Genomic DNA, 14051 nt, shown 5'->3' with positions numbered 1-14051 from the left:
TTTATGCTGCCGGCGCGACCGAGGCCCTTGGCAAATTCAACGCCCGCATGCCGGCGCGCGGCAGCCCTTTCGAGCGGCTCGAAGGCATAGCCCTCCCGCAACACCGTCATCGAATTCGATCCGCTGAACGCGGGGTTGTCCTGCTGCAACCCGCAGGAGTACCAAGCAGCAAAGATCCTCCGCGAGAGCGGCCTCCGGGGGGCTCGTTTTCGTCCTCGCGGCCGCCACAGAACCACTCGCGATCGCATAACCGGTCCACCTCCAATTCCAGGAAGTCAGGGGAAGTACAAACCTGCGGCTGCGTCGCCTCGGTCAATCCGTCCGGCAAGACGGTGTTGTCCGCCACGGCGGCCAGAAGCGCGTCAACTGTATTGCGGGGGGCATTCCTGGCCTCCCCTGGCATGTGGAAGAACGCACGCACCCAATCCAGCCGCATTGCCCGGCACCGGATTGCGATGGATGCAGCCGCCGGGTTCCTTCATTGACTGCCCCTTTGCGGGCGGCGTGCTTCAATTGACGTGTGGGGCGCCTTCACTGTCCCCAAGGAACCTCAGGCGGTGTTTTTCCAGAATTCTGCCAGGGTGTTTGACGGCCTGGCGGAAACATCAGAGAAGAACCTCCTCCACAGATTTCGGATGCCGGGTGAGCGGCTCCCAGCCGTCCCCGGTGATGATGAAGCTGTCCCCCACCTGGGCGCGGAAGGTCTCGACCGAAACGGAACCGTCCACCGCCAGAACCATGCCCGGCTGCAGGACAGTCTTATCCCCGGTCACCAGCTGCGGCGCCTCCAGAAAGCTGAAGCCGGTCGCCCGCCCGCAGCGGAAGGGATATTCATAACCCGCGCTCTGAATGACCTCGGCATAGGCCGCGTGCACGCTTTCCGCGGTCACGCCGGGTTTCAGCGCATCAAGAGCCGCCTTCTGGCTTGCGACCGCCACTTCATAGACGGCAACTTGTTCCGGGTCAGCCTCACCAATCCAGAAGGTGCGGTCAAAGCCCAGCTTGAAGCGGTGGAAATTGGTCATGCCGCAAAAGCACAGGAACACCGGTTCTCCCCGGCGCATGATCCTGGTGGACGCGCGGTGATGAGTCTTCACGATATCCCGGCCTGAAGCCATGATCTGCAGGAAATGGGTGTTGGGCGACATGTCGCCATCGTCGTAATGCGCGGCCAGCAGCTCTGCAGCCTTGCGGGTGCCCGCTTGGCTGGTGGCAATCGCCACCTCGTACTCGGGCACCCCGTCGCCGATGGCAGCGCGCCCCGCCTGCATCATTGCCGTTGCCACCTGGCCGGCATGGCGGGCCAGCTGCAGTTCCTCCGCCGATTTGATCATCCGCATTTCCGCCAGGATCGGCGTGGCGCTGGCAATCCTTGAAGCATCCACCAGATCATCGACACAGGCCCGGACCGGCGGTGGCATATGGCCTGGCTCTATCGCCACCAGGCCTGCCTTGCGGACCGCCCTGGGCAGTTCCTCGCGCCACTCGTTGCCCATGCCGTCGTTCCAAGGCGCAATCCGGCCCACCCGCGCTGACGCCTTGGCGCTGTTGAGGTCGATGGCCGGGGTGATCAGCAGCGTATCGCCGTCCCTGGGCACCACCAGAATGGTCGGGCGGCCGAAATCCATATGCAGGTAATCGTAATAACCGGTCAGGTAATAGACGTTGTCGTCATCGGTGATCAGCGCCACGTCAATTCCGGCCTCGGCCAGTCTGGTCTGAAATCGGGACAGTCGTTCGGTGAACATGCGGTTTCCCTGCTGCTGGTTTGCGGAATCCTCTGGCGTCCGGCCATAGCTGCCGTTGGCAGAATGCTACGTCCAACACCCGACGTCTCAAAGTGGCATCTTGTCTGGAAGTGCAAAGACTGCAGGTGATGAAAACAACCGCCGCGACCTGCCTCCATTCGGCTATCTTCTGTTTTCCGAGGCCATTGCCCGGCCCGGCAGCTTCACCGGTTCCCCGGAAGAGCTGAATGCCCCCAGGCCGCTGTCCGCAAGCGCATCGCAGTGCTGGAAGACCGGCCGGGCGGCCCCTTGCGAACCGGCAAGGGCGCGGCCTTGCCCTTGGCTGCCCGGACGTGCCGCGGTTTGAGATCGATGCCGGGCGGCTGGTGCCGTTCACGGGCTATCAGCGGGTTACCGGCCGCAGTTGCTTTGTGATCCGGCGATCAGGCCTGCTCAGCGAACAGGCCTGCCAAGGTCTCAATCATGCGAAGGTTCCGGTCCGACTGCGGTCAGACCGCTTCGCGCACCGCGCTCAGGAACTGCTGCGTGCGCTCCCGCTGCGGGTTGCCGAACAGCTGGGCCGGCGGGCCCTGCTCCTCGATCTTGCCGCCATAGAAGAAGCACACCCGGTCGGAGATATCGCGGGCAAACCCCATCTGGTGGGTGACCATGAGCATGGTCAGATTGTGCTCGGCCACCAGTTTGCGGATGACGGTGGTGACCTCGCCGATCACCTCGGGGTCGAGGGCCGATGTCACCTCGTCAAACAGCATCACCTTGGGCCGCATCGCCAGCGCCCGGGCAATCGCCACCCGCTGCTGCTGGCCGCCCGACAGGCGCGAGGGATGCTGATCCTTCTTGGAGATCATGCCGACCATTTCCAGCAGCTCCTCCGAACGGTCGCGGGCTTCGGCCTTGGACAGGCCCAGCACCTGCACCGGCCCTTCCATGCAGTTCTCCAGCGCCGTCATGTGCGGAAACAGGTTGAAGTGCTGGAAGCACATGCCGATGTCGGCGCGGCGGCTGCGCAGATGGCGCTCGCTGGCAGGAACCAGCTGGCCGCCTTTGGGCATATGCGTCAGCGGCTTGCCGTCCACATAGATCACCCCGCCATTGATCTGCTCCAGCGTCATCAGCATCCGCAGCACGGTGGTCTTGCCGGATCCCGACGGGCCGATGATGGACACCATCTCGCCTGCGGCAATGTCGAGGTCGAGGTCATCAAGGACGGTCAGCGGGCCATAGGATTTGCGCACCTTGCGAAAGCTCACCATCGGTGTGTCTTCACCGGTCATTTCAAGCGGAAGGCCAGTCTTGTCCAGCATAGTTACAGTCCCAGTTTGCGGCGCACATACCCTTCGAACAGCCGGATCAGGCCCGCTGCCGGCAGGGAGATTGCCAGAAAGATGATGCCGACCATCGTGTAAGGCTCCAGAAAGCGGTAGTTTTCCGAACCGATGGCATTGGCGGTATGGATCAGCTCGGCAACCCCGATCACCGAGAGCATCGGCGTGTCCTTGAAGATGCCGACCAGATAGTTTCCCATGCCCGACAGCGCAGGCGGGATCGCTTGCGGGATGATCACCCGGAGGTATTTCTGCGCCGTTGTCATGTTGAGCGCGGTTGCGGCCTCCCACTGGCCTTTCGGCACGCTTTCAATGCCGCCGCGGAAGACTTCCGACAGGTAGCAGGCATAATGCAGGCCGATGGCGATCATGCCGGACATCCACGGGCTGAGCCGGATGCCGAACTGCGGGCCGACGTAGAATACAAAGAAGATCTGCAGGATCAGCGGCGTGGAGCGGATGAACTCAACCACTTCCCGCACCGCAAAGGCTGCGGCTTTAGAAGGTGTCCGCTGCGCCAGTGCCAGCGCCATGCCCAGCACCACGGCAATCGCATAACCCGCAAGAGCCGCAACCAGCGTGTTGCCGGTGGCCGTGATCAGACGCGGCAGGATTTCCCAGGTGAAGTCCCATTGCCAGTCAAACATTGCTCACGCCCTCCCCATCTTGCGCGCCATATGGCGTTCCAGCCAGCGCATGAACGGCGTCACGAAAAAGCGGGCCAATATGTAGTAGATGACCAGCGCCGCACCAAAGACCTGCGCCGACAGGAAGGTCGAGGCGTTGATCTGGCGGGATTCGAACATCAGATCGGCCACCGAGATCAGCGAAACCAAGGCCGTGCCCTTCAAAAGCTCGATCATCAGGTTGCCCCAGGGCGGCAGCATGCTGACCAGCGCCTGCGGCAGGATGATCCGCCGCATCCGCTGGGCCGGGCTCATGTTGATGGCCAGTGCTGCCTCCCATTGGCCCTTGGGCACAGACAGGATGCCGCCGCGCACCAGTTCGGCCCCGTAAGCGCCGATATTCATGCCAACCGCCAGATACCCGGCAGTGAATTTTTCGATCGTCAGCCCGAACAAAGGCAGGACGAAGAAGATCCAGTAGAGCTGGACGACAAGCGAGGTGCCGCGGAAGATTTCGATGTAGGTGACGGCCGCACCATGCAGCAACCGGTTCTGCGAGAGCTTCATCAGGCCCATGCAGAGCGCGATCGCAATGCCGATTGCCGCCGCGAGCAGGAACTGGACGACGGTAACGCCCATCCCCGACATGAGCCGCGGCCAGTACTGGACCAGGAATTCGTAGAAACCCATCAGTAATCCGTATTGCATAAGAAGTAGATTATGCGGCGGAACCTATGGCCCCGCCGCGCTGCCGGATCAGCGGTTGCTGCAGGTCCATTCGGTGGTCTTGCCACCAGGCAGGGTGCTTTTGGTGTAGCCGTACTGCGCGACCGCCTGCATCATCTCCTCGGAGCCGACGTATTCCGCCAGCGCCTTGTTGAACTCGGCCAGGAAATCGCCATCCGTATCCCGGAAACCGACGCCAACCCAGTTCAGCGTCCATTCCGGCAGTGCGCTGGGATCGGTCACATCGACGGCCGCGTCGCTGTTCGCCAGATGCGCGGCTTCGAAATAAGTCATGCCGGCGGCATCCGCGCGGCCGGCCTTGACGGCTGCCAGCATTTCGGTGGGTCCGGGCACCTGCATGATCATGGCGTCGGTCAGCCCTTCCTTCTTGGCGGCTTCGACGGTGTTGTAGCCGGAACCGGCAGCCAGAACCGCTTCTGCAGCCAGGATGTCCTGATAGGTCTGGATACCCTTGGGATTGCCGGCCGGAACGATGAAGGCGTCACCGGACTGGGCAATCGGCTCGGAAAAGGAGATGTTCTCGCAGCGGCTGTTGAGGATATAAAGCCCGCCGGTGATCAAATCATAGCGGTTCGCCTGCAGCCCCGGGATCAGCCCGCCCCAGTCGGTCACGGTGGCTTCGACGTTGTCGTGGCCCATCTTCTTCAGAATGCCGATGGCGATCTCGTTCACGAAGCCCTTGGCGTCGCCGTTCTCGTCCGGGTAGCCCCAGATCGGAATGTTGGAGAAGCCGATGCGGAGCGGCTCGCCTGCGGCTATCCGGTCATCAATCGGCCCGGCCAGCGCTGCTGCCGAACTGGCCACGGCTGCAACCGCCGCTGCGCCCAGAGTGTTGAGTAGTTTGAAAGTCATGGTTTCCTCCCTGAATTTAACCTGTCGTCGATATGGATCACGCGCCTGCCGATCGGCTGGGTCTGCCGCTCCATCGCCACGGTCCTGAACCCGGCCCGATGATGAGAGCGGGACATCGGGCATATGCTCCAGGACCGTGAACGCCTCCCTGATGCCGGGCGCCGCTAGGCGCCGGACAGCATCCGTTTGCTTTGCGGGTCATAGAACGGGGTCAGGCTGACATCGGCCTCAACGCTCTTGCCTTCCACCAGCACCGTGAACCCGCCGTTTTCCACGGCTGCCTTGTCTGTTTCGCCGTCCGGCAGAGTCAGCAGGCACAGGCCGACAGCCGCCCCGACCGCCTGCCCCCAGGCGCCGGCGGTCACATAGCCTGCAATCTTGCCATCCCGCAGCACCGGCTCGTTGTGATGCAAGAGCGGCCCGGCATCGCGCAGCTTGACCGAGCACAGGAACGGACCCTTGTTTTCCGCCTTGCGCGCCAGATAGGCGTCGCGGCCAATGAAGGGGATGGGCTTCTTGGTCTTGCAGACAAACTCCATGCCCATCTGATGCGGCGCCTCGGTATAGGCCATGTCGTGGCCCCAGTGGACAAAGCCCTTTTCCAGCCGCAGCGCATTCAGCGCCTCGCCGCCGATCAGGCGGATGCCGAACTGCTCGCCGGCCTGCATCAGCACCTCGAACACGTGTTCGGCAAAATCCGGGGTAATGAAAATCTCCCAGCCCAATTCGCCGGAATAGGACAGGCGCTGCGCGAACACCGGGGCGTGGCCGATATGGAAATGCCGCAGGCTGTTGAACGGGAACGCCGCATTTGACAGTTCCGCATCGCTGACCATCTGCAGCAGCTCGCGGCTGTTCGGCCCCATGATCCCCAGCACGCCATAGGCGGTTGTCGCATCGCGCAGGCGCACATCCTCATCCTCGCGGATCAGGTCGCGCAGGTGCAGGTAGTCGCGCCGGGTGTGCGAGATCGAACTCATCACCATGAAGCTGTCATCGCCGTGACGGGCAACCGTGACATCGCTCTCGATACCGCCGCGTTCGTTCAGCATCAGCGTATAGGCGACGCGGCCATTGACCATCGCCATATTGTTGGTGCAGGCCCGCTGCAGGAAGCTCTCGGCGTCGCGGCCCTCGACCATCAGCTTGCCCAGCATGGTGTAATCGATCATGGCAACAGCTTCACGCGCTGCTTTCTGTTCTTCCTGAACGTGCGGAAACCAGTTCTGGCGGCCAAAGCTGTATTCGTACTTCGGCTCAACGCCCTCGGGCGCGAACCAGCCGGGGCGTTCCCAGCCCTGGGCCTCGGTGAAACAGGCGCCGCGGGCCTTCATCGGATGATAGAACGGTGTGCGCCGCAGGTTGCGGACGGTCTCGCGCTGGTGGTTCGGCCAGTGCATTGCATAGGTCAGCACCAGGGTCTCCGGGCAGCGTTCCTGCAGATAGGGATCGCGCGCCTGGAATTCCTCGCAGCGCTTGGGGTCCATTTCGCTGAGGTCGATCGGCGCATGACCGTCAATGATCCATTGCGCCAAGGCCCGCCCTGCCCCGGAGCCCGACTGGATACCGGTGGAGTTCACCCCGCCCAGCACGAAATAGTTCGGGATGTCCGGTGCCTGCCCCAGGATGAAGCGGCCATCGTAGGAATAGCTCTCCGGCCCGTTGAAGAAGGTGCGGATGCCGGTGTCCTGCAAGAGCGGCACCCGGTTCATCGCCAGTTCCAGCACCTCCATCACGTCGTCTTCGACAAACGGCAGGCTGTCGAATTCGAAGTCCTCCGAAATCCCCCTCATGCCCCAGGGTTTGGCCTGGAAATGAGCAAAGCCGAACAAGAGCTTGCCGGCGTCTTCCTTCCAGTAGGTGCCATCGCAATAGGAGCGCAGCACCGGCAGGTCGCTGGGCAGATTATTAATCGCCTCGGTCACCAGGTAGTAATGCTCGCAGGCATGCAGCGGCACGCCGACACCGTTCTGGCGGCCCAGCTCGCGCGCCCACATGCCGCCGCAGTTCACCACGTAATCCGCACTGATGGTTTCCTGCCCGGTGCGCACGCCCACCGCCTTGCCGTCGCGGGTCAGCACCTCTTCGACCTTGATGTTCTCCAGGATCTTCGCGCCGCGCATCCGCGCGCCCTTGGCCAGCGCCGTGGTCAGATCCACCGGGTTGGCAGAGCCGTCGCTGGGCATGTAGATGCCGCCCAGCACGCCCGCGGGGTTCATCAGCGGCCAGCGCTCCTGGATCTCGGCAGTTTCCAGGTAGTGCGCCTCCACCCCGAACAGCGCTGCAAAATCCGCCTTGCGCTTCAGTTCTGCCATCCGTTCATCGTTGACGGCGATGGAAATCGACCCCGACCGCCGGTAGCCCGGGTTCTGGCCGGTCTCCGCCTCGATCTCCTGCAGCAGCTCAATGCCGTATTTGGCAAAGGCGGTGGTGGCGTGGCTGCCCTGCAGCTGCCCCACAAGACCGGCCGCGTGCCAGGTGGTGCCGCTGGTCAGCTGCTTGCGCTCCAGCAGCACAACATCGGTCAGCCCCTGTTTGGCCAGGTGATAGGCCACCGAGCAGCCGTGGATGCCGCCGCCGATGATGACAACCTGTGCGTGGGACGGGAGTTGTTTGGTCATTCTGGTGAAACCCGTGGCTTATGTGATGATCGGAAGCTCGCGCGCAGCACGGCGCGACAGCAGTTCGGCGCCATCCTCATGGATGACGATATTTTCCTCGTGCAGCATCATCTTGCTGCCGCCAAAGGCGAAACCGGGTTCAAGCGTCAGCACCATGCCGGCCTCGATCACCGTATTGTCGCCGGGCATCAGCGAGGGCCATTCGGTCACCTGCATCCCCAGCCCGTGACCCATCCGGCCGATCTGATGGCCGCTGCAGCCGCCCTCCTCCAGCACCTTGGCCATCGCGCCCCACAGATCCGCGGTGGTGATGCCGGGCCGTGCGGCCTGCAGGCCGGCTTCTGTCGCCCGCCAGGCCAGGTCATAGGCGGATTTGGCCTCGTCCGAGGCATGGCCGAATGCAAAGTTCCGGTCGAAGTCGCAGCTGTAGCCGCCCCACAGTGAACCGGTGTCCAGCAGCAGCATGTCGCCGTCTGCAATCACCCGGTCCGTGGGACGGTTGATCACGTCCGCAACCCCGCCGGGACCGGAACTGCCCACCAGATACGGCACGTCATCGGCGCCCTTCTGCAGCAGGTCGATCTTGAACTTGGCAAAGGCCTGACGCTCGGTATCGCCTGCCCGGATATGGCTCGGCAGATCCTCGAACGCGGCGGAGGCGATGCTGCAGATCCGTGCGATCTTGGCAATTTCAGAAGGTGATTTCACCATCCGCAACCGGCGCACCACTTCGGTGCCATCGGAAAAACTGATGCCGCCCAGCATGCCGCGCAGCGTCTGAAAGTCGGCCGCCGGCATCCGCACATGGGTTTCATGCCCCATCGGAACGCCCAAAGTGCCGCCACCCGGCAGCACCTCGCGCAGGGTGTCCGCCAGCAGGGAAATGCCGTCATCTTCCGGCTGCGGCGCCAGCCAGGTGCGGATATCGGAAATCCAGGTCAGCGACATGCTGGGACCGCCGATTTCCGGAATAACCGCAATCGGCGCGCCGCTGGCCGGGATTACCACAAACCAGGGCCGCGTCGGGCTGAGCCAGAAGATGGTGTCGAACCCGGTGAAATAGCGCACTTCGGGTTCCGTGGTCAGCAGCAGGGCGTCCAGCCCGAGATTTGCCATGATCCTCTGCGCCGCCGCGGTCCGCTGCTCGAATTCGCTGGTGGAGAAGCCGCGTTCGGCGGCGGGGTGCAAGTCCGTCATCATCTTAATCCTGAGGCTTCAGTTGAGTGTGAAAAAGCATGCCTGCCCCCGCGATGCTGTCGCGAAGCCCTGCCAGCCGGGCCAAGTGCCAGGCGGTGACCTGGTTGCTGGACAGAACCGGCTTGCCCAGCGCTTCCTCTGCCTCGGCGATGATGGGCATGGCGCGCAGGCTGGTGCAGGACACAAACACGCCATCGCAGTCAGCGCGCTGGCCGATTTCCTTGACCGCGGCCAGAATGCTTTGCGAGGAAATCCGGGCGACCTTGAAGTCGTCCGATTGATTGAAGGTGCCGATCGCATTCACCTCAAACCCGGCCTCAGCCAGATTGTCCCGCAATTCAGTCGTCACTTCAGCAGCATAAGGCGTGACGAGCGCGACCCGTCTGAGCTTCAGCGCCTTCAGAGCGGCTTTGCAGGCGGTCAGCGGATTGGTGGTTTTTGCTTGGGGATGCGCCCTGCGAAGGATTTCATCTACCCGTGCCTCGCCAATCAGTGTGGCGCCGGAAGTGCAGCAGTAGCCAATCGCGTCCAGCCCAAAGGCCGCAGGCAGCAGCGCGGCAGCGGCCGGAAGATCAGCCTCCATCTGCTGAAGCGTGCCGCAGGAAACCTCCATCTCGTTCGGGATGCGGGCATGGTACAGCGCAACCCCGTTGCGGCGGAGCAGCATGGAAAGCTCATGTTCGATGGTCTGATCCGACTGCAGCACAATCAGCCCGATCCTGGCCGTTTCGCCCAGCCCGCCGTCAGCTGTGAACTCAAGAGCCTGAATGTCCGGCACCATGTTCATATCCTGTCTCCAGAAATTCGCGGGCCAATGCCCTTCCTCCCCCTGCTCCATCGCCTTGCATTTCATGGGCGCCCCATGCAGTCAGGTAGTGGAACTCTCGATAGCTGGTATATACCAATTATCTGGTATATACCAAATAAAAACTGTGGGAGCAAAGCACATGACCGCGGCCAACTCGAGCGAAGAGAAAAAAATACCTGTTTTTCAAAAAGTTATAGACCATATGCGTCATCAGATCCGCAGCGGGGAACTGCCGGAACATGCGGCTCTGCCCTCGGAAAGGGCCATCGGAGAGCAGTTCGGCATCAGCAGAATGACCGCCCGCCGCGCACTTTTGGCAATTGAAATGGAAGGTCTGGCCTACAGTTCCGGGCGCCGGGGCCGATTCGTCTCTCCGCGGCGGCTGACGTACGACATCAGCAAGACGGTCAGCTTTTTTGCACATGCCGAGAGCGGCGAGCTTGGCCTGAAGATCAAGTTGATCTCAAAACAGATGACGCAGGCCAACGCTGCCCTGGCCGCCAGGCTGGCCGTTGGCGAAGGTGAAGCGCTCTACAAATACACCCGTCTGTTTCTGCTCAAGGGGCATCCCGCCTTCATCGAAGAGGAGTTTGCAGTGGCGCATCTGTTCCCGGATCTCTTCAGTCATGACCTGCAGCAATCGACAACCCTGCTCATGGAGCGGGAGTACGGCATGCCGCCGCACTCCGGCGACATCTCCATCCGCATGCGCGCCTTGAACGAGGAAGAGGCCGGCTTGCTTGGCCTGCCCACCTACAATGCCGGGATCGAACTGGAGCAGGTGATCTACAGTGCAGACGGACAGCCGTTCTGCTTTGGCCGCCAGATCTGGCGCGGCGAACTGGCCGAATTCACCGCCCATGCCATTGTCCGGGACCGCAAAATGCCATCGCCAGACAAAACCTGAACGTCCAGAACGTTTGCGGTGCATGACGCGGCGTCCGCAGACGACTGGCACCGCCGTTTTGCTGCCCGATGCTCAAATCTGAGCAACCGGCTTCAAATGACGGCCGCGAAGTCGGCCGCACTGCTGGACCAGCAGCGCGCAGTCCGGACCGGGTGCAATACCCGAAACAGTCTGTGCGGCCTGGCCCCGCCAGCTTTCCCAAGCGCTTTGCCATCGCGGCGGACTTTTTGCACCGGGCGCACTGTCCGCCGGACTGCGGCCGGACAGGGATTGAGCGCGGCCAGCCCCAAACACAGCACTTTCTTACTTGAAAGAGCGCGGAAATCCCCAGTTAGCGGCTTCATTCTGTGACGCTGATCTGCGCAACTTCTGGATGCTCTCCCAGCTGCGCCCTCCGAACCATACAGATCCGGGATCGCGCCCCTGATGGCCAGCCGGCAGCCATGCGCAAAGCCGCAAATAGGCCCCGGAGGAACGCCGCCGCGTGATCACCGAAGAGGAAACATGACGTGTCCCGTCCCGCGATGGCCCCCGCCAGTCCCGCGCGGCATAATACCGAGGGCTGATGCGGGTCCCGGCACAATCGCCGCACTGAATTCATTGCTTTAGCCAGCCCGCATGAATAATGCCGCCCGGCCCGACCGGGGCCAGGGCGCCAAAAGCCGTTGCAGCGATGCGTTGGCGCCTTTGATTTCCGACGTCTCAGCAGGCCTTCACGCCCGCGCCTGACGGCGGTCAGGAATGCAGATGCGGTGCCAGAACCATGGCAGCGCTGGACCAGGCCTGCTGGAACGGCACTACCGGCGGCGGCTCTCCCGCCTCCGCGGTTTCGATCGCCAGCATCGCCTTCCGCAGATCTGACAGTCCCAGCACAGCCGCCGAGCCTGCCAGACGGTGGGCCTCCTTGCGCTGGCCGTCTTCCAGCACCGCGCAGCCGTGCAACCCGTCCTGCAATTCATTCACCTCGTCGCAGAAGGCAATCAGGAAACCACGCGCCCGGTCCTGTCCCAAAGCCTCGAAGAACTGGTGGATGTCCGACTCGGTGCTGGGCAGCACCTTGACGCCGCCGCCGGCCCGGCGGGCAATTACATCGGCAAGTTCTGCCTTGTTGACCGGTTTGGTCAGCACTTCGGCAAAACCGGCCTGCAGAATGCGGGCATGATCCTCTGCCGCGGCATGGGCGGTCAGCGCCACGATATCGGTGCCCTCGGCCAGCTGTCCGGCGCGGATCCGGCGCAGCGCTTCGATGCCGTCCACCTGCGGCATGCTGATATCCATCAGGATCAGATCGAACCGCTCCTCACCGGCCGCCTGGACCGCCTCGGCGCCGCCGGGCACGGCCGTGACGTGGTGCCCTTCCTGGCGCAGCATGGTGGCCAGGAGCTCGCGGTTGATGTCGTTATCTTCGGCAATCAGCAGCCGGCAGGCGCCGTTCTGCCTGGGCTTGTCCTGCTCGGCCCGCAACGGCGGTGCCTTCGCCGCGGGCAGCGCCAGGGATATTGTGAACAGGCTGCCCTCGCCCGGCTCGCTTTCGCAGGTGACTGTCCCGCCCATCGCCTGGACCAGCCGCTTGGTGATCGAAAGGCCCAGTCCGGTCCCCTCGCTGCCACGGCCGTAGCTGGCATCCAGGGTGATGAAATCCTCGAAGATCCGCTCAATATCCCCGGGCGCGATGCCCTGGCCGGTATCAGCCACGTTGAATTCCACCGTTTCGCCGTCCGGCAGGCGCATGACATCCACATTCACGGCGCCTTCGCTGGTGAATTTTATCGCGTTGCCAATCAGGTTCAGCAGCACCTGCTGCACGGCACGGGGCCGGCCGGCGACCACGGGTTTGCCGCCCAGGCTGCAATGCAGCGACAGATCAATTCCGCGGCCGCGGGCACTGGGCTGCTGGCTTTCCACCAGTCCGCTGACCAGCTCTTCCAGATCGAAGATCCGCAGTTTCTCCGAATCCGCGCCGGACTCCAGCCGCGACAGCTCCAGCACATCGTTCACATGATGCAGCAGCAGCTCCCCTGAAACCCGCATTGCCTGCAGGTAGCGGCGCTGCTCCGCTGTCGGGCCGGTGCCTTCGATCAGGTCGATGGCGCCCAGCACCCCGGTCAGCGGCGTGCGCATCTCGTGGCTCATCACCGTGAGAAGGTTCTGCTTGGCCCGCGCGCCCGCCAGGGCATCGTCCCGGGCCCGGCGCAGTTCCTCCTCCGCCGCGATCCGCTCGGAGATATCGCGCAGAAAGCCGACAAAGACCGTATCGGTTCCCGATTGGCTGACAGAGACCGACAGCTCCACCGGGAACAGCTCGCCTGACTTGCGCCGCGCCTCCAGCTGCAGCCGCCCCTTGCCGGCCACGCGGGCCGTGCCGGTCTGCAGAAACCGCTTCATCCCGGCCTTGTGGGCCTCCTGCAGATGGTCCGGCACGATCAGGTTGACCATCTGCTGGCCCATAGCTTCGCTGCGGCTGTAACCGAACACCGATTCCGCCGCGCCGTTGAAAGCCTGGATCCGGCCGTCCGCGCCAACCACCAGGATCGCATCCAGCGAAGAGGCGATCATCGCCTCCATCCGCGCCGCAGCCCGGCTGCGCTCCATCGCCAGTCTGCGGCCCTTGCGGTAGAGGCGCCCGAGCATCAGCGCCGCCAGTGCCAGCGCCAGCACCAGGGCCAGAACCACCCAGCCCAAGCGGGTCAGGATCGTGAACAGTTTCAACCGCTTGTCCATGGTGTCCTCGACCTGCAGCACAACACCGAACAAGGCCAGGTCGCGCACATCAGCGCTGTTTTGCTCCAGTTCTCCGGCGAGCTCCGGCAGGCGGGCAAGCAGCGCCTGGTCCCCGCTATCGGCAACCGCCGCCATACGGTCCAGCCGGGCGTGCATCTGCTGCAGCAGTCTCGCGCCAGGCTCACTCTGGCGCAGGTCTGCAAACAGCGGGCTTTCGCGGAAAGTGGCAACCCGGCTGTAGTAGATATCGAACTGGCGCCGCAGCCGCCGCAGATCACCGGGCACCCGGGCCGTGAGCACGGCGGTTTCCAGTTTCAAATGCTCAACCTCGGCCTGGGACAGGTTCCACTGCATATTGTCGGTGGCCGCCGTCGACAGCCCGCCCAGATGCTGCAGCACCTGGTGGCCCAGACGCACCGACTGCGCGGCCAGCGCGGCCGCAATCGCCAGCACCAGCGCCAGAACCCAGCGCGGCACGGCGGGAAACCCGCGAAGCATC

Annotated in this window: 10 protein-coding genes; 1 reads left to right on the top strand and 9 read right to left on the bottom strand. The window is 63.3% G+C overall.

From position 1 onward, the window contains the following. Positions 1 to 605: 605 nt before the first annotated feature. The 8 genes from OKQ63_RS07510 to OKQ63_RS07475 form a co-directional block, all read right to left on the bottom strand. On the bottom strand, positions 606 to 1748 hold the full coding sequence (locus tag OKQ63_RS07510) for a M24 family metallopeptidase (RefSeq protein WP_264213323.1): 1143 nt from the start codon (positions 1746 to 1748) through the stop codon (positions 606 to 608). Positions 1749 to 2236: 488 nt separating this feature from the next. Next, positions 2237 to 3052 carry an ectoine/hydroxyectoine ABC transporter ATP-binding protein EhuA gene (gene ehuA / locus OKQ63_RS07505; RefSeq protein WP_286672691.1) on the bottom strand — a complete coding sequence of 272 codons (816 nt, stop codon included), beginning with the start codon at positions 3050 to 3052 and terminating at the stop codon, positions 2237 to 2239. Positions 3053 to 3054: 2 nt separating this feature from the next. Then, positions 3055 to 3720, bottom strand: a complete 666-nt coding sequence (ehuD, locus tag OKQ63_RS07500) for an ectoine/hydroxyectoine ABC transporter permease subunit EhuD (RefSeq protein ID WP_264213322.1) — start codon at positions 3718 to 3720, stop codon at positions 3055 to 3057. 3 nt (positions 3721 to 3723) lie between these two features. Continuing rightward, a complete protein-coding gene (ehuC, locus tag OKQ63_RS07495; RefSeq protein ID WP_264213321.1) occupies positions 3724 to 4389 on the bottom strand; it encodes an ectoine/hydroxyectoine ABC transporter permease subunit EhuC in 666 nt (221 codons plus the stop codon). 66 nt (positions 4390 to 4455) lie between these two features. Beyond that, positions 4456 to 5298, bottom strand: a complete 843-nt coding sequence (locus OKQ63_RS07490; protein ID WP_264213320.1) for a transporter substrate-binding domain-containing protein — start codon at positions 5296 to 5298, stop codon at positions 4456 to 4458. 164 nt (positions 5299 to 5462) lie between these two features. Further along, positions 5463 to 7919, bottom strand: coding sequence for a GcvT family protein (locus tag OKQ63_RS07485; RefSeq protein WP_264213319.1), 2457 nt, complete (start codon positions 7917 to 7919; stop codon positions 5463 to 5465). 18 nt (positions 7920 to 7937) lie between these two features. Continuing rightward, positions 7938 to 9119, bottom strand: a complete 1182-nt coding sequence (locus OKQ63_RS07480; RefSeq protein WP_434086041.1) for a M24 family metallopeptidase — start codon at positions 9117 to 9119, stop codon at positions 7938 to 7940. 1 nt (position 9120) lies between these two features. Further along, positions 9121 to 9903, bottom strand: coding sequence for a maleate cis-trans isomerase family protein (locus OKQ63_RS07475; protein WP_264213317.1), 783 nt, complete (start codon positions 9901 to 9903; stop codon positions 9121 to 9123). A gap of 160 nt (positions 9904 to 10063) precedes the next feature. On the opposite strand from OKQ63_RS07475, the gene OKQ63_RS07470 reads away from it, so the two are divergent. Further along, positions 10064 to 10831 (top strand): GntR family transcriptional regulator, encoded by a 768-nt coding sequence (locus OKQ63_RS07470; protein WP_264213316.1) that lies wholly within the window; start codon positions 10064 to 10066, stop codon positions 10829 to 10831. A gap of 735 nt (positions 10832 to 11566) precedes the next feature. On the opposite strand, the gene OKQ63_RS07465 is transcribed toward OKQ63_RS07470, so the two are convergent. Beyond that, on the bottom strand, positions 11567 to 14050 hold the full coding sequence (locus OKQ63_RS07465; protein WP_264213315.1) for a hybrid sensor histidine kinase/response regulator: 2484 nt from the start codon (positions 14048 to 14050) through the stop codon (positions 11567 to 11569). Position 14051 lies beyond the last annotated feature (1 nt).

The sequence above is a fragment of the Leisingera thetidis genome (genome assembly GCF_025857195.1).
GTDB lineage: Bacteria > Pseudomonadota > Alphaproteobacteria > Rhodobacterales > Rhodobacteraceae > Leisingera > Leisingera thetidis.
This window is presented reverse-complemented; position numbering and strand designations above follow the sequence as displayed.